Source organism: Lactococcus protaetiae, from assembly GCF_006965445.1.
In the GTDB taxonomy this organism is placed as follows: Bacteria; Bacillota; Bacilli; order Lactobacillales; family Streptococcaceae; genus Lactococcus; species Lactococcus protaetiae.
In genome coordinates, this window is record NZ_CP041356.1 from 324,241 (window position 1) to 343,937 (window position 19,697).

The 19,697-nt window shown below is 40.8% G+C and carries 14 protein-coding genes, 1 tRNA gene, 3 rRNA genes and 1 other annotated feature; of the genes, 1 reads left to right on the forward strand and 17 read right to left on the reverse strand.

Annotated features, from left to right (window positions below; genetic code table 11):
* Positions 1–23: 23 nt before the first annotated feature.
* The 10 genes from FLP15_RS01545 to rlmD all read right to left on the reverse strand — a co-directional run bounded on the left by FLP15_RS01545 (position 24) and on the right by rlmD (position 7,748).
* On the reverse strand, positions 24–923 hold the full coding sequence (locus FLP15_RS01545) for a DUF5655 domain-containing protein (RefSeq protein ID WP_142765736.1): 900 nt from the start codon (positions 921–923) through the stop codon (positions 24–26).
* Positions 924–1,475, reverse strand: coding sequence for a GDSL-type esterase/lipase family protein (locus tag FLP15_RS01550; RefSeq protein WP_223804678.1), 552 nt, complete (start codon positions 1,473–1,475; stop codon positions 924–926).
* A 13-nt stretch (positions 1,476–1,488) separates the two neighbouring features.
* Positions 1,489–1,965, reverse strand: a complete 477-nt coding sequence (locus tag FLP15_RS01555; protein ID WP_142765738.1) for a GNAT family N-acetyltransferase — start codon at positions 1,963–1,965, stop codon at positions 1,489–1,491.
* Between the two features lie 45 nt (positions 1,966–2,010).
* Positions 2,011–2,311, reverse strand: a binding site (T-box leader).
* Between the two features lie 26 nt (positions 2,312–2,337).
* Entirely contained in the window at positions 2,338–2,775 is a 438-nt protein-coding gene (locus FLP15_RS01565) for a DUF1801 domain-containing protein (protein ID WP_223804679.1), read from the reverse strand.
* Positions 2,775–3,392, reverse strand: a complete 618-nt coding sequence (locus tag FLP15_RS01570; protein WP_142765741.1) for a FusB/FusC family EF-G-binding protein — start codon at positions 3,390–3,392, stop codon at positions 2,775–2,777. The genes FLP15_RS01565 and FLP15_RS01570 overlap by 1 nt, the downstream gene beginning before the upstream one ends.
* A 275-nt stretch (positions 3,393–3,667) precedes the next feature.
* Positions 3,668–3,916, reverse strand: coding sequence for a DUF1912 family protein (locus FLP15_RS01575; protein WP_142765742.1), 249 nt, complete (start codon positions 3,914–3,916; stop codon positions 3,668–3,670).
* 4 nt (positions 3,917–3,920) lie between these two features.
* Positions 3,921–4,274 carry an MmcQ/YjbR family DNA-binding protein gene (locus tag FLP15_RS01580; RefSeq protein ID WP_142765743.1) on the reverse strand — a complete coding sequence of 118 codons (354 nt, stop codon included), beginning with the start codon at positions 4,272–4,274 and terminating at the stop codon, positions 3,921–3,923.
* A 3-nt stretch (positions 4,275–4,277) separates the two neighbouring features.
* On the reverse strand, positions 4,278–4,784 hold the full coding sequence (locus FLP15_RS01585; protein ID WP_142765744.1) for a GNAT family N-acetyltransferase: 507 nt from the start codon (positions 4,782–4,784) through the stop codon (positions 4,278–4,280).
* Between the two features lie 292 nt (positions 4,785–5,076).
* Positions 5,077–5,781, reverse strand: coding sequence for a B3/B4 domain-containing protein (locus FLP15_RS01590; protein WP_142765745.1), 705 nt, complete (start codon positions 5,779–5,781; stop codon positions 5,077–5,079).
* A gap of 431 nt (positions 5,782–6,212) precedes the next feature.
* Entirely contained in the window at positions 6,213–7,748 is a 1,536-nt protein-coding gene (gene rlmD, locus FLP15_RS01595) for a 23S rRNA (uracil(1939)-C(5))-methyltransferase RlmD (RefSeq protein ID WP_142765746.1), read from the reverse strand.
* Between the two features lie 110 nt (positions 7,749–7,858).
* On the opposite strand from rlmD, the gene recX reads away from it, so the two are divergent.
* A complete protein-coding gene (gene recX, locus FLP15_RS01600) occupies positions 7,859–8,662 on the forward strand; it encodes a recombination regulator RecX (protein WP_142765747.1) in 804 nt (267 codons plus the stop codon).
* An 84-nt stretch (positions 8,663–8,746) separates the two neighbouring features.
* Here the strand turns inward: recX and rrf are convergent.
* The 7 genes from rrf to gnd form a co-directional block, all read right to left on the reverse strand.
* Positions 8,747–8,861, reverse strand: a 5S ribosomal RNA gene (gene rrf, locus FLP15_RS01605).
* A gap of 83 nt (positions 8,862–8,944) precedes the next feature.
* Positions 8,945–11,841, reverse strand: a 23S ribosomal RNA gene (locus FLP15_RS01610).
* Positions 11,842–12,026: 185 nt separating this feature from the next.
* Positions 12,027–12,099 (reverse strand) — tRNA-Ala (locus FLP15_RS01615).
* Positions 12,100–12,189: 90 nt separating this feature from the next.
* Positions 12,190–13,733, reverse strand: a 16S ribosomal RNA gene (locus FLP15_RS01620).
* Together the 16S, 23S and 5S rRNA genes with 1 tRNA gene alongside form the textbook arrangement of a ribosomal RNA operon.
* A gap of 317 nt (positions 13,734–14,050) precedes the next feature.
* Positions 14,051–15,466 carry a gluconate:H+ symporter gene (locus FLP15_RS01625; RefSeq protein ID WP_142765748.1) on the reverse strand — a complete coding sequence of 472 codons (1,416 nt, stop codon included), beginning with the start codon at positions 15,464–15,466 and terminating at the stop codon, positions 14,051–14,053.
* A gap of 134 nt (positions 15,467–15,600) precedes the next feature.
* A complete protein-coding gene (gene gntK, locus FLP15_RS01630; protein ID WP_142765749.1) occupies positions 15,601–17,112 on the reverse strand; it encodes a gluconokinase in 1,512 nt (503 codons plus the stop codon).
* Between the two features lie 395 nt (positions 17,113–17,507).
* On the reverse strand, positions 17,508–18,482 hold the full coding sequence (gene gnd / locus FLP15_RS01635) for a phosphogluconate dehydrogenase (NAD(+)-dependent, decarboxylating) (RefSeq protein ID WP_142765750.1): 975 nt from the start codon (positions 18,480–18,482) through the stop codon (positions 17,508–17,510).
* Between the last annotated feature and the right edge of the window lie 1,215 nt (positions 18,483–19,697).

Sequence of the window (19,697 nt, forward strand, 5' to 3'; positions counted from 1 at the left end):
TGTCATGTTATGTATCTCTTTCATTAATTATTATTCTTTTGGAAATCATAGGCTTGTTTAACTAAACTTAAGAAATAGTTATAATCTGTTGATTCATCAAGCCTAATTTCATAATCTCCATTTCCTCTATGCCCTGTTTCAGACATATCTCTTGCTACGCGGTTTCCATCCTTAAGCGTACCTTTCTTCAAATTAAGTGTAACTCTCATATTTCTCGTAGTAAATTCTACATCCATAAAATTTGAAATTAATTTGAAGGCAATATAAACTTTTGTAGGAGCAACTTTTATATCCATATCCCAAGATGTTATTTCATCTCTCAACCTGAAATAAAGCTCTTTTACAGAATCATCAACTTTTTTCATAAAATCCTCCTCTGTTTTCACTGTAATCTGCCGCGAAACAGATGGAAATTTTATTGCTGATTCATAAGTCTTATTCACATAATCAATATCAATGATATTTCCCTCATATCTGTTCACTGTCATCAAATCGAACGGAAGTTTTTTATTATTCATCGCTTCCCTCTGATGCTTATTAAATGCTGGAGCTACAAATAACACTCTGGTCTGACTCCAATCAAATTCTTTCGGTTCTCTAAAAGACTTTTTGATATTGTTATACGCTAAAACTAATGATTCTTTATGAGATTCTGCGATATTTAGATAAGCATAACCTTGATCAACAACACCGTCATTTTCTTTTCTCTTATATTCAACAATTAAAAAAGCATTATTTTCATTATCAAATAATAAACTATCAAATCTAAAACCAGCAACCGTTAATTCCGAAGCAATGAAATCACAGTTGGGAAGAATATAGGACGTATTTTTTTCAAAAAATCTTTGTAAATCTTTTTCAAGTTTAAATTCTTGCTTTCTGATTCTACCACTTATTTTATCTTTTTCTATCTGATATAGCATTTAATGCCTCTCCTTAATAAATTTCAAAATCTCCCCTACCAAAATCTCATAACCAGCCTCCGTAAAATGCAAGCCATCAGGTCTTAATAACGAATTCGGCTCTGGAAAATCAGCCATTGCCTGAAAAATATCAATCACAGGAAGTTGTTTTTCTTGCGCAAGGTCAAGAACGGCAGCTCTGAAAAGTTGAACCTCGGAAAGCTTGCTATAATGCGTAGGCTCAAGCTCATTGTAGTAGGGCGGCGTGATGAGGACGGTCTTGTCCGCACCCAGCTCGTCAATGATTTTGGTCAGATTTTGGCTATACTCGTCAGGTCGGATGAGATGATAGGGTGAAGCATCGTTGGCACCGAAGAAAACAAAGTTCAAGTCGGCATTTTCAGCTTTCACGTACTTAATCCGAAACTGTGCACCGTAGGTGTCGTCGCCGTTGATACCGTGGAGTTTGACCTCGATTTGTGGCATTTTTTCTTCAATCAAGTCCTTCAAAATCAGTGGATTTTCTGCCATATAGCCATTTGTGATGGAATCTCCGAAAATTGTAATTTTCACGGTCATCTCCCCTTTACTTTTCCAATTTATAAATGCACTCTGTAATCTCGTTTTGCCTTGCGGACGCATAACTCATCAGGCTGTCAGTACTGACAAATCCGTTTTTTTCTAAAACACGCTTGGAGGCAATGTTGTCAAAAGCAACTGAGGCAAAAATTGGACGTATTTTTATTTTTTCTATCAGCAACCTGACAGCTTCTGTCGTTATCCCTTGGTCAGCAAATGCTCTATCTATCCAATAAGTTATTTCTGGAAGTTCATCTTGCTCATATTTCCCAACCATTCCAACACTTTTTTCGTCCAATGTAATCACGTAAGCATTAATCGTTGAATCGTCAAAGCGTTGTTCCCACTTTTTAGAAAATTCATCAAAACTTTCTGGCTTTTCTTCTGGCATAAAAGCGGCTTGAAAGCGAGAGCTTTCATCAAGTTGCCATGAATAAAAAATTGGTAAATCTTCTTTTGTCATTGTTCTTAATGAGATTTTCATATTTTACTCACTTTCCGACAAAAAAACGCACGCAAACCTCCCACAAAATAGGACGCTCACGCGCGGTACCACCTAAATTCATACGTTATCGTATGCACTCTTTATTGTTTTAACTTCTGAGTTTTAAAGATGTTGCGCTTAAACATTTGTCCGTTTTCTCTAGTCGCTAAAGCGACTGATAAAAAGGCACGCGCGGTATCACCTAAATTTCTGTCAGTATGCTGACAGATGCTCATTGTTATTTTATTAATCTGAAATGATGCAACCTTCACAAAGTCTGATTGATAGTTTTCAGCATCCACTACCTCTCTTTAAATCTCGCTTTGTTACTCCTCATCAAGTTGTTTTCATTTTATCAGATTTTTTTGATTTTTACAAGGTTTTTTGCGGTTTATCATTACCTGAAAATTTTCCTTTATCATGCATTAGCTCAATCCCATGTCGAATGAAATTGTGCTTCATGACAAACTGTAAAAGTGATTTGAATTTCTCTTCATTCAAATCATAAGGTACTCGGAGAGAACCTTTTCCAACTTCAACGCCTTGGCGAATAAATGTCGCAAAATCTTCTGGCTCTAGTCCATCTGTACCATAAATTCCAAGCCAATTTTTCTGCGCTTGAACAAGGAAAAGTTGTTGATTTGACTTTGTTGCAAGCTTTGGATAAAAGCCGGGCATATTGTAAGCCACACGTTCTTGTACTTCTGGATACATCTCATTAACCAGAGTTCTTGTCAATTGTAATCTTTCTAACTGACTTACTGACAGACTTTTGTCAGTAAAATATTCATCAAAATCTTTTTTATCCATTATTTTTCTCTAATTATTTCTAAAAATTGTTGCAGACCTTGTATTGATTGAACTTGCTGGTTACATTTATCCGAGTCCAGACAAATATAAGTTCCATTTTTTGTGTAAGTTCCATCAGCTCCCGTTTTCGTTACAGCCAAAAACTGAGTCACTATACTTGTTTTTTTGCAAATTGCGCAAATGTTTTTCATACTTCCCGACATTGTACCATAAAAACCGTGGCCATCAGCTGTCAGAATATACTTGCGACCGCTTGATACCTCATTCCAAGCGAAATAAGTTACCTCGCGCATATCCCAAAGTGTTGTTGCAGGGATTTTAAGTTTCTTAACTTTTTTAAAGATTTTTCTCATTTGATTTTCAGTCATCAATGGAAAAGGTTCTATCAATGGTTTTAAATCAAGAAGTAATTTTTCAGCTTGTTCTCGTGAAAGTTTTGGGCTCTCAATTACTGACAGAAATTTTTCGATTTCTGGTAAGTCTGTCAGTGCCAAAATTTCACTAGCAACTTGCGCGTAAACAGCATCAACTGTAGATTTATCATTGACTGAGTGGTAAATATTAACCAAGTCAAAAGTAAGTGATTTTATTCTATTATATTCATAAGGTTTTAACATTTTTCTTATTCCTTTCTTATAGTTAGCCCACTCTAAAATCACCCTAAGATTGCTTAGAAATTTTTTGACAAACTGAGGCGGAAGGACACCAGTTTACTTAGCGTAAGCCAAGGACGACAACGAAAGGTTGTCGGAAAATTTAAGTAAGATGGGAGGATTTTAGAGTGGACTGGCTATATATCCGCAAAGAAATAAGACTTTGCGGTAATCTAAGCGAGAGCTCTTACCCGCACTTGATTACCAGTCATAAATTCTAATTTCATTTTTAATTCTTTCTAATAGGTCTTTGTGTCAAAATCTGGCATATCATGAAAACCTTTACCATTTTTATAATTTTCAAATTTTCCTTGTAGGAACTGATAAGCATCCAGACGACTTTCGTAGCGAATGACTGCATCTTCCGCTTCTGGTTTGTGGTCTTCTTTTGCAATTTTTGCAGCTGCCTTCATCGCTAAATCTGAAATTTGTACTTGCTGTTCAATCCATTCTGAAAAGTCTTTAAGAAATTGTTGTTCATAATTCATTTTTTTATTTTACCTTTCTCTTAGGTTTTATTAAATCATAACTATTTTCAATCATTTTTTGGAGGATATCATCTGGAACATCTCCGCCCAATCGAATATCATTCCAATGTGTTTTATTCATATGGAAGGCAGGCGTTACATCCACAAAAAATTCTCGGAGTTCTTGGGAAATTTCTGGATTTTGCTTAAGAGCAACAATCAAATTCTCATTGCGTTCATAAATAATTGCAAAAATTTTCTTATTTTTTAAATGACGCAATACTGCATAATCAATAGCTCCACTATTTTGACTAAATGGGAAGTCAAGATAGGTTGCGCCTAGAGACAAGCCAAACTCGATTATCTCCTCTTTAGTCATCTTCTAATCCAATTCTAATTGATAAGCAATACGCTTGCCTTCAATAAACACAAAACCACGTCTTATAAAACCTTCTCGCTCAAAAACATGCTGCATGACTTGATTCATCTCATGAGTATCTACTCGAAAATCATGATAATCTCGCGAAATCATCAAACTAAATATCGTTGAAAAAAGAAATCTTGTTAATTGTTGACCTCGGTATTGGTCTGAAAAAGCAATGCGATGAATCGTCACATAATCTAAACTATCATTTGACCACTTTCCGTCCGTAATTTCAGTATACGCTGGCTCCTCACCTGTAATCACAGCACTATAAGCTGCAACCTTATCATTTACAACAAGAACATAAGCTTGATTTTTTGCCATATCATTTTCAATATCTGCTAACGCAGGATATTGTCCTTGCCATTGATCCGAACCTGACTTTTTCAGGAAACTTTTAGCCTCTGTCAGTATACTGACAATTTCTGGTAAGTCTGTCAGTACCGCTTTTCTTAAATAAATCATATTTCTCTCACATTTTTATCCGAACAATATGTGTTATAACACATATTTATACTATAATTAATCCGTAGTAAAGACCAACAACGAATTGATGTTGCGACCCAACTTTATGGTACACTACTTGGTGCGATGTTCTGTTCGTTTGTTTGTCTGCAGTTCCCACTAGCCACTTCCCCGATTCAAAGTGAAGCAAGGGTTCATTTCTAAAAAATTAGTGGCTGAACTGCAAAAATACCGCCTCACAATGTAGTATAGCAAAGTAATTTCTAAAAGAACTTTTAGAAATTAAACATCATTAAAGATTAAGACTCGGATGATTTTTATCAACAATCACAGCAGTAGTCGTTAGTCCGAAATGTTCATTAATGAGTGTAGACAATGCATAAGTTGCCTCACGTACTGCATTTTCTTGTTCTGCTACACAACTTTCAACAATCAGGAAAGCATTTCTTGTTTCGTCTGTTAACATCGTACGTCTCCCATCACGCCAGTTCCAGCACCGACAAACTGCGCCCGCTTCATCCAAATAAGCCACTTCATCTTCAAGGCAAGGCTCAGACTTTTCTTCACCGATACCAACGAACTCTTCTCCACCATGTGCTTTAGTCAGGCGCATATCTCCTACAAACGCGTCCAAATCTTCTCCACCAGCAGGAAGTCCATATGTTAGGCTAATACTATTATATAAATCAACCAAAGGGTTGATTGTTCCTACTTCTTTTCCTTTACTTACACGTTTTAGAAGATTCTCAATTGAACTGCGTGCCCCTTTTTTCGTTTTAAACTTTTTATAAGCCTCGCGCCACACTGCAACAGCAGGGTTCTCGCTAAAAATATCCTCTTGCGTAAATTTTTCAGATTGTTCATTTGCTTTATTTAACAGTTGCAAAACTTTATCAGGTGTTTTTCCACTATTATCAAAATCTTTTGCCAACACAATACCAAAATGTGCATCAGGAAAAAGTTCCCAGAATTCATTTGTTACAATAAATTTTGCCATATTCTCTTCTTTCCAGTTATCTCAATCCCTCATTCATCGCATTCAACACTGTTTAACCAAGCAAGTGTCTGCTATCTCCGCCCTTTGGGCTACGCTGTCCATCCTCGCTAAGACGCTATGTGCTTTGCACGCCGTTCTACGAACGATCTTCGCAACTTCGTTGCTCCGCTGTCCGTTTCTATTCTTGTCACTTTAGTGACTTAGAGATAGAGGACAAATGTTCATCGGCACTTTGGTGCCTTACAGCCAATGGCAATCAAACGGACAGCGAAGATAACGACTAGAGAAAATGGACAAATGTTTTACGAAACTCCCACTAAATAAGTCTTGACTTCATTTTATCATAAAAACGAGGTTTTCAACTCCTCGTTTTCATTCGTCAGTACTGACAGAAATTTTGTCAGTAGCATTTTTGAATTCTGTCAGCAAATTCAACGCTTATTCACTCGTTTTCGAGTAGAATAATCTAGTTTTCTTCCTCTAGAGGCCCTTGGATTTTCATCTTTATGTTCAAATTTCACAATTTTTAATGGCTCTTTACGTTTGGTCAATTTTACCACAGCCTCCGTACGAGCAGTATGAGGAAACATGTCAACAGATTGAATATATTCTACTTTGTAGTAGTTGGCAAGAACCACCAAATCTTTGGCAAGGGTTGAAACATTACAGCTCACATACACCATACGCTCAGGTGGAAATTTCGTGATTGTCTCAAGCAGGGCATCATCAAGCCCAGTACGAGGCGGATCAACGATCATCGCTGTTGCACGGTGACCAGATTTATTCCAATTTGGAATAATCCGCTCTGCTTTACCAATCTCATAGTGACAGTTCTTCAAGCCTAGACGTTTTGCATTATTACGCGCATCAAAAATCGATTCTGGCGTGATGTCCATGCCATGAACAGATTTAACTTTTTTTGCGACAGCAAAACCAATCGTACCCACACCACAATAAGCATCAATCACACGGTCATCTTTTTTGGGATTTAGCGCTTTGACTGCTTCAGCATAAAGGACATTAGCCTGCTCAGAATTCAGCTGATAAAAAGCACGTGGACTTAATTCAAAATCATAATCTAAAACACCTTCAGTAATTGTTTCTTTCTCATTAAACAAAATTTGTGTTCGTTCACCATAAATTTCACTCGTTTTTTTCGGATGAAAATTCACTGCAACCGTTACAATCTCTTGAAATTGTTCTGTCAGTGCTGACAACATTTTGTCAAATTTGACAAAGCTATTTTTCTGACGTTTTGATGGTTCTTCCCGTAATTCAGGCCAAACTTGTCCATCCAAAATAATCGGTGTGGAGCTGATAAAAATAATCTGCACCTCACCAGTTTTTTGAGAACGACGCACCATTACTGTCCGAATTCCACCAATCTTACGTTCATCATAAACAGGCAAGTCAAATTTTTCAATTAAACGGCAAATTTGGTTAATAATCTCTTGCGTTTTTACATCTTGTACCAAACAGTTTTCCAGATTGACCAAATGATGGGTACCTTCTTTGTAAAGTCCCGCAATTACTGTTCCGTCATTAAGACGTCTCACTTGAAACTGCAATTTATTACGGTAATGCAAAGTATCTTTCATGCCCAAAGTAGGACGCAATTCATAAGAGGCCCACCCTGCTGGTTTATATTTTTCCAAAGCCTGACGCAGCACATCACGCTTAAATTCCAGCTGCATAGGATAGGAGAGGTGCATGATATGCGATTGACTCATCTCATGATAAGCGCGGTCCATTGGTTTTACACGATTTGGTGATTTCTTTTTTATTTCTACCAATTTTGCTCGGCTAAAATTCCGCGCATTTTCAGTAATTTCAGCAACAATTTCTTCACCTGGTAAGGCATAAGGTACGAAAATCAAGCGTCCTGATATGACTCCGATTCCCTCACCATTTATTCCCATTCGCTCAATTTCAAGCGAAATTTTTTGTCCAATTTTTAAATTTATCATAGCTCTGATTATACCATAAAAACCCTGTATTCTTGCATTTCTCTAAAAATATTTACTGACAGAACTTCTGTCAGTAACATCTGTCAGTTATTTTCGTATATAATAAGACTATGGGAAAAATTACTGAAATAAAAAAACTCAAAAAACTATATCGGATCGATTTAGAAAACTGTACCGAAGATAAAATATATGTTTGTGATGACACCATTGTTCATTTCATACTAACCACAGGCAAAATAATCACTGACGAAGAATTAATAAGTATCATCAATTTTGACCAGTTTGCGAGGGGAAAATCACTTGCTCTCTACTACATTTCTTTCAGACCCCGCACTTGCGCAGAAGTTAGAAAATATCTTTATGAACATGATATATTGGAGGAACAAGCCTCCGAAATTCTGTCAGTACTGACAGAAAATAAACTCATCGATGATAAAAACTATGCAGAGAATTTCATTCAAGGAAAAATTTCCATGTCCACCGCAGGCCCTTATCAGATTAAACAGAAATTATATCTAAAAGGAGTTGATAAATTCATTATAGAACAAGCACTCCAGGAACTTTACACTGAAGAAAAACAGATTGATGTTGCGTACAAACTTGCAGAAAAACAAGTCCGCTCAAACGCTCATAAGCTCCCCTTGAATCAGCTTAAACAAAAAATCATTCAAAACTTAACCACTAAAGGTTTCTCTTATTCTGTTAGTTCAATTGCATTAGACAGCCTAGAATTAGAGTCAGATGAAGACAATGAAATGACACTTCTCATGAGCGAATTATCCAAAGCTAATCATCGCTACTCACGAAATTACGACGGATACGAACGTGAACAAAGAATTATCCAACAGTTACTGCGCAAAGGGTTTTCCTATGCTATGATACGCTCCGCCCTCCAAGATTATCCCCTCAACTAAACTCGCCTTCTAAAACGAAGGCTTTTATCTTACCTCAACTTCGTAAAATAAAAAAAAGAGGAGTAACACTCCCCTTCTCCCCAAACTTGGCCACTCGCCTATCTCCCAGGGGCAACCCCCAAGTACTTCCGCCGTAGATGGACTTAACTGCTGTGTTCGACATGGGAACAGGTGTATCTCCATCGCAATGATGACCAAATCTTTAAATGTTCCTTTGAACATTCAAAACTAAATAACAATCCTTCTAACTTCTAAACCTTAAGCATTTTATAGTTGACTCTTTTGGTAAAGTCCTCGAGCGATTAGTACTGGTCCGCTCCACCCCTCACAGGGCTTCCACTTCCAGCCTATCAACCAGATCATCTCTCTGGGCTCTTAATTCTTACGAATGGGAAATCTCATCTTGAGGTGGGCTTCGCACTTAGATGCTTTCAGCGCTTATCCCTTCCCTACATAGCTATCCAGCCGTGCTCCTGGCGGAACAACTGGTACACCAGCGGTAGGTCCATCCCGGTCCTCTCGTACTAAGGACAGATCCTCTCAAATTTCCTACGCCCGCGACGGATAGGGACCGAACTGTCTCACGACGTTCTGAACCCAGCTCGCGTGCCGCTTTAATGGGCGAACAGCCCAACCCTTGGGACCGACTACAGCCCCAGGATGCGACGAGCCGACATCGAGGTGCCAAACCTCCCCGTCGATGTGAACTCTTGGGGAGATAAGCCTGTTATCCCCAGGGTAGCTTTTATCCGTTGAGCGATGGCCCTTCCATGCGGTACCACCGGATCACTAAGCCCTAGTTTCCTACCTGCTCGAGTTGTAGCTCTCGCAGTCAAGCTCCCTTATACCTTTACACTCTACGATTGATTTCCAACCAATCTGAGGGAACCTTTGGGCGCCTCCGTTACTCTTTAGGAGGCGACCGCCCCAGTCAAACTGTCCGTCAGACACTGTCTCCCTGGCCGATATTGCCAGCGGGTTAGAGTAACCATAAGTCAAGGGTAGTATCCCAACAACGCCTCAATAGAAACTAGCGTCCCTATCTCAATGGCTCCTACCTATCCTGTACATGACTTACAGGTACTCAATATCAAACTACAGTAAAGCTCCATGGGGTCTTTCCGTCCTGTCGCGGGTAACCTGCATCTTCACAGGTACTAAAATTTCACCGAGTCTCTCGTTGAGACAGTGCCCAAATCATTACGCCTTTCGTGCGGGTCGGAACTTACCCGACAAGGAATTTCGCTACCTTAGGACCGTTATAGTTACGGCCGCCGTTTACTGGGGCTTCAATTCAGGGCTTCGCTTACGCTAACTCCTCCTCTTAACCTTCCAGCACCGGGCAGGCGTCACCCCCTATACATCACCTTGCGGTTTAGCAGAGAGCTGTGTTTTTGATAAACAGTTGCTTGGGCCTATTCACTGCGGCTGGCTTTTACACCAGCACCCCTTCTCCCGAAGTTACGGGGCTATTTTGCCGAGTTCCTTAACGAGAGTTCTCTCGATCACCTGAGGCTACTCGCCTCGACTACCTGTGTCGGTTTGCGGTACGGGTAGATATGACTTTACGCTAGAAGCTTTTCTTGGCAGTGTGACATCAGAGAGTTCGCAACCGTAGTTGCTTCCCCATTACAGCTCAATGTTAAAGAGAAATGCATTTGACACATCTCACACCTCACTGCTTAGACCAGAATCCATTAACTGGCATCTCTTAGCCTACTGCGTCCCTCCATCACGATCATATCTAGTACTGGAATATCAACCAGTTGTCCATCGACTACGCCTTTCGGCCTCGCCTTAGGTCCCGACTAACCCAGGGCGGACGAGCCTTCCCCTGGAAACCTTAGTCTTACGGTGGATAAGATTCTCACTTATCTTGCGCTACTCATACCGGCATTCTCACTTCTTAACGCTCCAGCACTCCTCACGGTATACCTTCTTCGCGGTTAAGAACGCTCTCCTACCATTGATAATATATCAATCCAAAGCTTCGGTAATATGTTTAGCCCCGGTACATTTTCGGCGCAGGGTCACTCGACTAGTGAGCTATTACGCACTCTTTGAATGATAGCTGCTTCTGAGCTAACATCCTAGTTGTCTGTGCAACCCCACATCCTTTTCCACTTAACATATATTTTGGGACCTTAGCTGTTGGTCTGGGCTGTTTCCCTTTCGACTACGGATCTTAGCACTCGCAGTCTGACTGCCGAACATGTGTATTAGCATTCGGAGTTTATCTGAGATTGGTAATCCGAGATGGACCCCTCACCCAAACAGTGCTCTACCTCCAATACACTTACATTTCGACGCTAGCCCTAAAGCTATTTCGGAGAGAACCAGCTATCTCCCAGTTCGTTTGGAATTTCTCCGCTATCCACAAGTCATCCAAACACTTTTCAACGTGTCCTGGTTCGGGCCTCCAGTGCGTCTTACCACACCTTCACCCTGCTCATGGATAGGTCACTAGGTTTCGGGTCTACATCATGATACTAAAGCGCCCTATTCAGACTCGCTTTCGCTACGGCTCCGTCTCTTCAACTTAACCTCGCATCATAACGTAACTCGCCGGTTCATTCTACAAAAGGCACGCTCTCACCCATTAACGGGCTCGAACTTCTTGTAGGCACACGGTTTCAGGTGCTATTTCACTCCCCTCTCGGGGTTCTTTTCACCTTTCCCTCACGGTACTGGTTCACTATCGGTCACTAAGGAGTATTTAGGGTTGGGAGATGGTCCTCCCGGATTCAAACTGGATTTCGCGTGTCCAGCCCTACTCAGGATACTGCTAGGTATAAGGTCTATTTCGAATACGAGGCTTTTACTCTCTTTGGCTCATCTTCCCAGATGATTCTTCTATAGACCTTAAGTCCACGTTGCAGTCCTACAACCCAAGAAGCAAGCTTCTTGGTTTGCCCTTCTTCCTGTTCGCTCGCCGCTACTTAGGAAATCGTTTTTACTTTCTCTTCCTGCAGGTACTTAGATGTTTCAGTTCTCTGCGTTACCTTTACATGAGCTATGTATTCACTCATGAATAACTGCTAGAAGCAGCTGGGTTTCCCCATTCGGAAATCAACGGATCAAAGCGTACTTACAGCTCCCCGTCGCATATCGTCGTTAGTCACGTCCTTCTTCGGCTCTTAGTGCCAAGGCATCCACCGTGCGCCCTTATTAACTTTGCCATGATGATTCAATCATCTTTTTTCAAGTATAAGTTTGTAAATTCTTTAAAATTCACAGCTTTTCGGTTTATTTATCGTTATTAGATATTGTTATTTAGTTTTCAAGGTTCAAGATGATTTTAACGTCTTTTCTGACAAGATACCTTCGGCTGAAACTAATCTCAACACTTACTTTCGTATCTTCATGGAGCCTAGCGGGATCGAACCGCTGACCTCCTGCGTGCAAAGCAGGCGCTCTCCCAGCTGAGCTAAGGCCCCACAATCAAGAAGTTGATTCTTGCGTGGTCTATCTCTAGACCCCTCAAAACTGAATAAAGTTGAATGCTCATCCTTGTATATATTCCTTAGAAAGGAGGTGATCCAGCCGCACCTTCCGATACGGCTACCTTGTTACGACTTCACCCCAGTCATCGGTCTTACCTTAGGAAGCGCCCTCCTTGCGGTTAGGCAACCTACTTCGGGTACTCCCAACTCCCGTGGTGTGACGGGCGGTGTGTACAAGGCCCGGGAACGTATTCACCGCGGCGTGCTGATCCGCGATTACTAGCGATTCCGACTTCATGTAGGCGAGTTGCAGCCTACAATCCGAACTGAGAATGGTTTTAAGAGATTAGCTAAACATCACTGTCTCGCGACTCGTTGTACCATCCATTGTAGCACGTGTGTAGCCCAGGTCATAAGGGGCATGATGATTTGACGTCATCCCCACCTTCCTCCGGTTTATCACCGGCAGTCTCACTAGAGTGCCCAACTTAATGATGGCAACTAGTAATAGGGGTTGCGCTCGTTGCGGGACTTAACCCAACATCTCACGACACGAGCTGACGACAACCATGCACCACCTGTCACCGATGTACCGAAGTAACTCCTTATCTCTAAGGATAGCATCGGGATGTCAAGACCTGGTAAGGTTCTTCGCGTTGCTTCGAATTAAACCACATGCTCCACCGCTTGTGCGGGCCCCGTCAATTCCTTTGAGTTTCAACCTTGCGGTCGTACTCCCCAGGCGGAGTGCTTATTGCGTTAGCTGCGATACAGAAAACTTATAGCTTCCTACATCTAGCACTCATCGTTTACGGCGTGGACTACCAGGGTATCTAATCCTGTTTGCTCCCCACGCTTTCGAGCCTCAGTGTCAGTTACAGGCCAGAGAGCCGCTTTCGCCACCGGTGTTCCTCCATATATCTACGCATTTCACCGCTACACATGGAATTCCACTCTCCTCTCCTGCACTCAAGTCTACCAGTTTCCAATGCATACAATGGTTGAGCCACTGCCTTTTACACCAGACTTAATAAACCACCTGCGCTCGCTTTACGCCCAATAAATCCGGACAACGCTCGGACCTACGTATTACCGCGGCTGCTGGCACGTAGTTAGCCGTCCCTTTCTGGTTAGATACCGTCACTGCATGGATTTTCCACTCCCACACACGTTCTTCTCTAACAACAGAGTTTTACGATCCGAAAACCTTCTTCACTCACGCGGCGTTGCTCGGTCAGGGTTGCCCCCATTGCCGAAGATTCCCTACTGCTGCCTCCCGTAGGAGTTTGGGCCGTGTCTCAGTCCCAATGTGGCCGATCACCCTCTCAGGTCGGCTATGTATCATCGCCTTGGTAGGCCTTTACCCTACCAACTAGCTAATACAACGCGGGATCATCTTTGAGTGATGCATTTGCATCTTTCAAACTTTTAACTTATGTTTAAAGCTTTTATGCGGTATTAGCATTCGTTTCCAAATGTTGTCCCCGCTCAAAGGCAGATTCCCCACGCGTTACTCACCCGTTCGCTGCTCTTCCAGTTGGTACAAGTACCAACCTTCAGCGCTCAACTTGCATGTATTAGGCACGCCGCCAGCGTTCGTCCTGAGCCAGGATCAAACTCTCAAATAAAGTATTTAAGTCACCTTAGTGACTGGCTTGTCTTTCATTATTGATTGACAGATTTTTGATGTCTTTACGACATCACATGAGTCATTCTTCTTTATTCAGTTTTCAAGGGTCTAAACGCTTGAGTGGCTTCCCTCTCTCGCGACAACTATTATATTCTATCAAACTACACACCCTTTGTCAATTATTTTATCACTCCTTTCTCCGATTTTTTTTACTTTGTTCGATTTTTACTCCTACCCTACTCCCATTTTTTATCGTGGACATAAACTGAATGGGAAAATAAAAAACTTAGAAAAATTCTAAGTTTTTTATTTTTATTAGTGAATCCATATACTCATCAACATTACCATTCCCAAACCAACAACTGCAATAATCGTCTCCAGAACCGTCCATGTCTTGAGTGTTTGTTTCACATCTAAATCAAAGTACTCTTTGAACATCCAAAATCCTGCATCGTTCACGTGTGAAGCTGCGATTGAACCTGCCCCAATAGCAAGCACCATCAAAGCTGCCATATTTGGCGATGCAGAAGCAAGCATTGGTTGTACTAATCCTGCTGCCGTTAATGCCGCAACTGTAGCCGAACCCAGCGCGATACGTAAAATAACTGTGATAATCCATGCTAAAAGAAGCGGAGAAAGTGACGAATCTTTGAACATTTCGGCAATTTGAGATGAGATACCACCATCAATCAGAATTTGTTTAAGCGCGGCTCCACCACCAATAACAAGTAAAAGCATTGCGATTGATTTTACAGAGTCAACAATGGAAACAGCTATTTCGGAATTTTTCTTATGTTGCATCCATCCCATCGTAATCATAGCAAAGAGTAGCGAAATAATCATGGCAGAAACTGGATTACCGATGAACATCATGATATTTTCGATGAAACTAGACGGATAAGTCGTTGTTGTTACTACTTTGCCCGCTTTCAGAGCACTTGTGGTTACTGCTGAGAATGGCTTCCCTTGATTAGTGACAATAGAATAGATTGTGCTGATTGCCATTAGTATAACTGGCATGAGTGCAGTTAAGATTGATATTCCAAATCCTGGCGTTTCTTCCAATTTCCATTCTTTTATCTCTCCAAAAGTTGATAGTTTCTTTTTTACTACAAATGCTTCTGGAACCCATTTGCGAGCAATCTTGGTAAAAACGGGACCTGCGATAATGACTGTAGGAATAGCGGCAATAATTCCATAAAGTAAGACTGTTCCTGGATTGGCTCCTAACGCACCTGCAATGGCGATTGGTGCTGGGTGAGGTGGCAAAAATCCATGAGTAACAGAGAGACCTGCTGCCATTGGAATACCAAGATAAATCAGTGGAACTGATGCTTCTAAAGCAACCGCAAATACAATAGGAATCAGAAGAACCATACCAACTTCGAAGAAGAGCGCAATACCAATGATAAAGCTGGCAACCATAATCGCCCATTGAATTCTTTTTTTGCCAAAACTGTTAATTAATGTCTTTGAAATACGATAGGCACCACCAGCATCGGCGATTAAACGTCCTAGCATTGCTCCAAATCCGAATACAATCGCCAATTCCCCGAGCGAACCACCTATTCCATTTTGGATCGATACAGGAATTTGTCCCAGAGGCATTCCTAATCCGAGACCCACCAAGACGGAAACGACAATGAGTGAAACGAAGGTATTAATCTTAAACTTGATAATCATCAATAAAAGAATCAATACTCCAACTAAAAGAACAAGTAAATCAAGCATTTATTTTTTCCTTTCAATAAATAAATGATGGTATAACTGCATGCTTGCGCTTACAATTAAATTAAAAATTTTACTCAACACTTTTTTTATCTTCTTGAAATTAAAAGTATTGAGTATTTTTGTATTAACAAATGTCATTTGTTTTCTTCAAACTGTCTCTGAAAATTTGAAATATTTTCATACTCAGATGAAAGAGAACGGGATAATCGAATAAAGATAGGTGTAATCTCACGATAAATCTCAAAAGTTTCTGAGTTTGGTTGATAAGTTTGATTGCTCCCTACCATATCATCAACAACGCTTAGGCTATCAATCAAACCAAGTGCCTTTTCTGCCATAACAACCGCAGCTAAACACCCTGCCTCTCGACTTTCAGGAACATTGATAGGCTGTTCAAAAATATCTGCAAGAATTTGAGTCCATAGCGGAGAAGCTGTAAATCCCCCCGTTGCTTGAATCATATTTAAATCTCCCACAACTTCTACTAAACTCAAAGCCACCATGTAAAGATTAAACATCACACCTTCAAGAACGCTTCGAACCATATGACTTCGATTATGACCATAGTTCAAACCAAAGAACGACCCTCTAGCATTTGCATCCCATAGCGGCGCTCGCTCTCCTCCTAGATAGGGATGGAAAAGAAGACCGTTGGCACCAGGAGAGATTTTTGATGCGAGTTCTGTCACTTCGTCAAAACTTAGCTTACCGTCAAAAATTTGGTCACGCGCCCAACGAAAAACATCTCCTCCTGAATTTACTGGTCCACCCACAACCCAATGATTTTTGTCTAAGGCATAAGTAAAGGTACGACCTTTCTCATCTGTACGTGGTCGATCGGTCACAACACGAATAGCTCCAGATGTTCCTATAGTTATCGCTGCAACACCCGGTTTAATGGCATTTACTCCTAGATTTGACAGAGGACCATCTGCTGCGCCCCAAACAAATTTTGTATTGGATTGAATTCCCATTTTTTTGGCAAATTCGTGAGGCATATTTTCTTCAATCTCATAGGGCTCTACGACTTGAGGAAGTTGGTTTTGATTTACTCCTGTCATTTGTAGTGCTTCTTCATCCCATTTAAGTTCAAAAATATTGAACATTCCTGTACCTGAAGCTGTTGAAAGGTCAATTTTATTGGTACCAAATAGTCGGTAGAAAATATATCCTTTGAGCTCTAGATAGTGACTAGCTTGTTCATAAATCTCTGGTCGCTCCGCACGAAGCCATAGTAATTTTGATAGAGGCGCCATAGGGTGAAGAGGGGTGCCTGTTCGTTTATAAATTTCAAATCCCTTACTTGACACTTTAAGCTGTTCTGTGTATTTAACCGCTCTAGTGTCTGCCCAGGTCATCACCCGACTAAGTGGTTTCCAATCTTTATCAAATGCAATGAGCGAATGCATTTGGGTACTAAAGGAAACGGCCAAAAGCTCATCTGCCTCCTCAAGATTAATAGATACTTCACGAATTGTGACCAATACAGCTTCAAAGATATCTTCTAAGGCTTCTTCTGCCATGCCACTTGCATCACGATAAAGCGTATATGCCTGACTACTACTTGCAATAATTTTTCCACTTTTTTCAAAAAGTACTGCTTTAGTGGCTGTGGTTCCTAAGTCTACGCCAATCAGATATTGCATTTTTTCTCCTTTTTGTTCATTTTTATACTAGTTCATTTTTAATTTTACTAGGTAAAATTAAAAATGAACTGCAGATATACTGTCTTGCGACGCTTGAGAAAAACTGTGCTTTTCTTATTCGCAACCTTGACGCAGTCACTACGTTACGCTATCCATTCGCTCTAAGCCAGCAGAGCTGGCAAGGCGAAATGGTAAGCGCAAGAGATGGTTTGCGTAACACGCAAAGGTTGCGAGCATCGACAACGTAGCGCAGCGAAGTGACTTTTAATCCGTAGGTCTGAAAGTCAAACAGTATTAGTTTTGTCAGTAAACTTTTTCTGTCAGCATACTGACAGATTTTTTCTAAAACTGTTGAACTGCTCATTTAGAGATGAACTAGCATAAGCTAAAAGTGCTTATTTTCTCTCAACATCATGCCCACCGAAACCGTTACGCAATGCAGCGACAACTTTTCCTGTCATTGTATCATCTTGCAGTGAGCGATTACGCATCATGAGTGATAAAGCGATAACTGGTGCTGGAACTCTTAAATCTAAACTTTCTTCGATGGTCCATTTCCCTTCACCAGAAGATTGAACGCGTCCAATAATTTCATCAAGTTTTGGGTCTTTTGCAAACTGTTCTTCAGCAAGTTCCATGAGCCAACTGCGAATGACCGAGCCATGATTCCATAATTTAGCAACAGCTTCGTAGTCGTAGTCAAAAGGAGATGCTTCAAGAATTTCAAAGCCTTCAGCAATGGCCTGCATCATCCCATATTCAATACCATTATGAATCATTTTCAGATAATGACCACTACCAAGCTGCCCTGTATAAAGATATCCATTTTCTTGAGCGATAGCTTGGAAAATTGGCTCAATCACCTGCCACGCCACTTTATCATCACCGCCAATCATGAAGTTACCTCCTTGACGTGCACCTTCCATGCCACCTGATGTCCCAGCATCAAAAAATCTAATGCCCTTTTCCGCCAGAATTTTATTTTGTAGCAGATTATCTTTATAGTTGGAATTTCCACCATCAATGATGATGTCTCCTACTGACAGCTTTTCTGTCAGTTGCTCAATCGTGGAGTTTGTCGGATGTCCAGCTGGAACCATCACCCAGATAATTTTAGGAGATGCTGTCAGTTCATCACGACTCACAGAAGCTACTGGATCAGTAGATGGAGAATGAGCCTGTTCTACTGATGACAATTTTGTCAGTAAATCATCTATATCAAAAGCTCCAGTTACCTTGCCTGAATATTGTTGAATTTCCTCAACAGCCGAGCGTTCTAGGTCATAAGCAACAACTTCAATATCATGGTCCACTGCATTTTTAACAAGATTCATTCCCATTTTTCCTAGACCAATCATTGCAAATTTCATTTTTTCCTCCTCTAATCTTTAAGCTCAACAAATCCGTAATGATTTTATGCTATGGCCATCCACTTGTTACACTTATTGTGCGATTCTTGCACACTTTTGTGCTAAGAAACTTGCGAAGCAATGTTAATTTATCAAAACAAGTGCATGCTATCTCCGCTGCGCTACGCTGTCCATCCTCGCTACGGTACTGAAACACCTAGTCGGAATGGCAATCTTTGAATTTCGTCCGACTAAATTCAGTGGTGAGTTGCCCTTTTATCAGTCGCTTCAGTGACTAGAGAAAATGGACAAATGTTTTATGAAATTCCCACTGAATAAGTCTTGACTTCATTACTGCTTTTTACAACGAATGAGCTATAGTTTTAGTAAAATTACGACATGAACTTATCATTGATGTTATCGTTTTCATAAGTCTGTTATTATTATACGTAATTTATTTTCATTTGTCAACAATATATTTTGTAAAAAATTTTCTAATTTATATAATTACTTTTGCTGTAGGCTTCGACTAGATTTTATCAAAACAAGTGCGTGCTATCTCCGCCCTTTCGGGCTACGGTGCTACGTGCTTCGCACGGTTCTACGAACGGTCTACGCAACTTCGTTGCTCCGCTGTCCGTTTGATTGCCATTTGGCGTTGCCTCTATTCTTGTCACTTTAGTGACTTAGAGATAGAGGATAAATGTTCATCGGCACTTTAGTGCCTTACAGCCAATGCCTTTTGCTCTTGGGGCTTTAGCCCCTAAGCAAACGGACAAATGTCCTAGGGTCATGCGAAGCTAGCTGCTAAAGCAGCAAGAGCAAAAGGCAAAGCACCTAGTCGGAATGGCAAGCTTTGAATTTCGTCCGACTGCCATAGGGCGTTGGCGCTTTTAGCGACTAGGCTTCTTGGACAAGACCACTTCACCTTGCGACTTTAGTCGATTGCGATTTGAACTTCCGACTTTAGTCGGTTAGTGAAATCGACAACGTAGCAAAGCGGAGGTAGAGCGAATGGATAAATGGTGCGACCTCATATCAAAGATGTTAAGCAGACTGTTGCAGCTTTAGCTGCGTACAGGTCGCTTAGTTGTTACACCTAGAGGTTGCACCTTAAATTCAGTGGCGAGTTAAAACTCCCACTGAATAAGTCTTGACTTCATTGGTAATTTTCAAGAAAAGTTAAAGATGTTTTGTGGTATAATGTAATCAAATTCACTTGAGTTCATTAATCGA

What these genes read in the sequence shown, in the direction of transcription:
- gntK (WP_142765749.1), bottom strand. Translation starts at nt 17,112, where the DNA reads ATGCAATATCTGATTGGCGTAGACTTAGGAACCACAGCCACTAAAGCA.
- FLP15_RS01575 (WP_142765742.1), bottom strand. Translation starts at nt 3,916, where the DNA reads ATGAATTATGAACAACAATTTCTTAAAGACTTTTCAGAATGGATTGAA.
- recX (WP_142765747.1), top strand. Translation starts at nt 7,859, where the DNA reads ATGGGAAAAATTACTGAAATAAAAAAACTCAAAAAACTATATCGGATC.
- FLP15_RS01570 (WP_142765741.1), bottom strand. Translation starts at nt 3,392, where the DNA reads ATGTTAAAACCTTATGAATATAATAGAATAAAATCACTTACTTTTGAC.
- FLP15_RS01585 (WP_142765744.1), bottom strand. Translation starts at nt 4,784, where the DNA reads ATGATTTATTTAAGAAAAGCGGTACTGACAGACTTACCAGAAATTGTC.
- FLP15_RS01565 (WP_223804679.1), bottom strand. Translation starts at nt 2,775, where the DNA reads ATGGATAAAAAAGATTTTGATGAATATTTTACTGACAAAAGTCTGTCA.
- FLP15_RS01590 (WP_142765745.1), bottom strand. Translation starts at nt 5,781, where the DNA reads ATGGCAAAATTTATTGTAACAAATGAATTCTGGGAACTTTTTCCTGAT.
- gnd (WP_142765750.1), bottom strand. Translation starts at nt 18,482, where the DNA reads ATGAAATTTGCAATGATTGGTCTAGGAAAAATGGGAATGAATCTTGTT.
- FLP15_RS01545 (WP_142765736.1), bottom strand. Translation starts at nt 923, where the DNA reads ATGCTATATCAGATAGAAAAAGATAAAATAAGTGGTAGAATCAGAAAG.
- FLP15_RS01555 (WP_142765738.1), bottom strand. Translation starts at nt 1,965, where the DNA reads ATGAAAATCTCATTAAGAACAATGACAAAAGAAGATTTACCAATTTTT.
- FLP15_RS01625 (WP_142765748.1), bottom strand. Translation starts at nt 15,466, where the DNA reads ATGCTTGATTTACTTGTTCTTTTAGTTGGAGTATTGATTCTTTTATTG.
- rlmD (WP_142765746.1), bottom strand. Translation starts at nt 7,748, where the DNA reads ATGATAAATTTAAAAATTGGACAAAAAATTTCGCTTGAAATTGAGCGA.
- FLP15_RS01580 (WP_142765743.1), bottom strand. Translation starts at nt 4,274, where the DNA reads ATGACTAAAGAGGAGATAATCGAGTTTGGCTTGTCTCTAGGCGCAACC.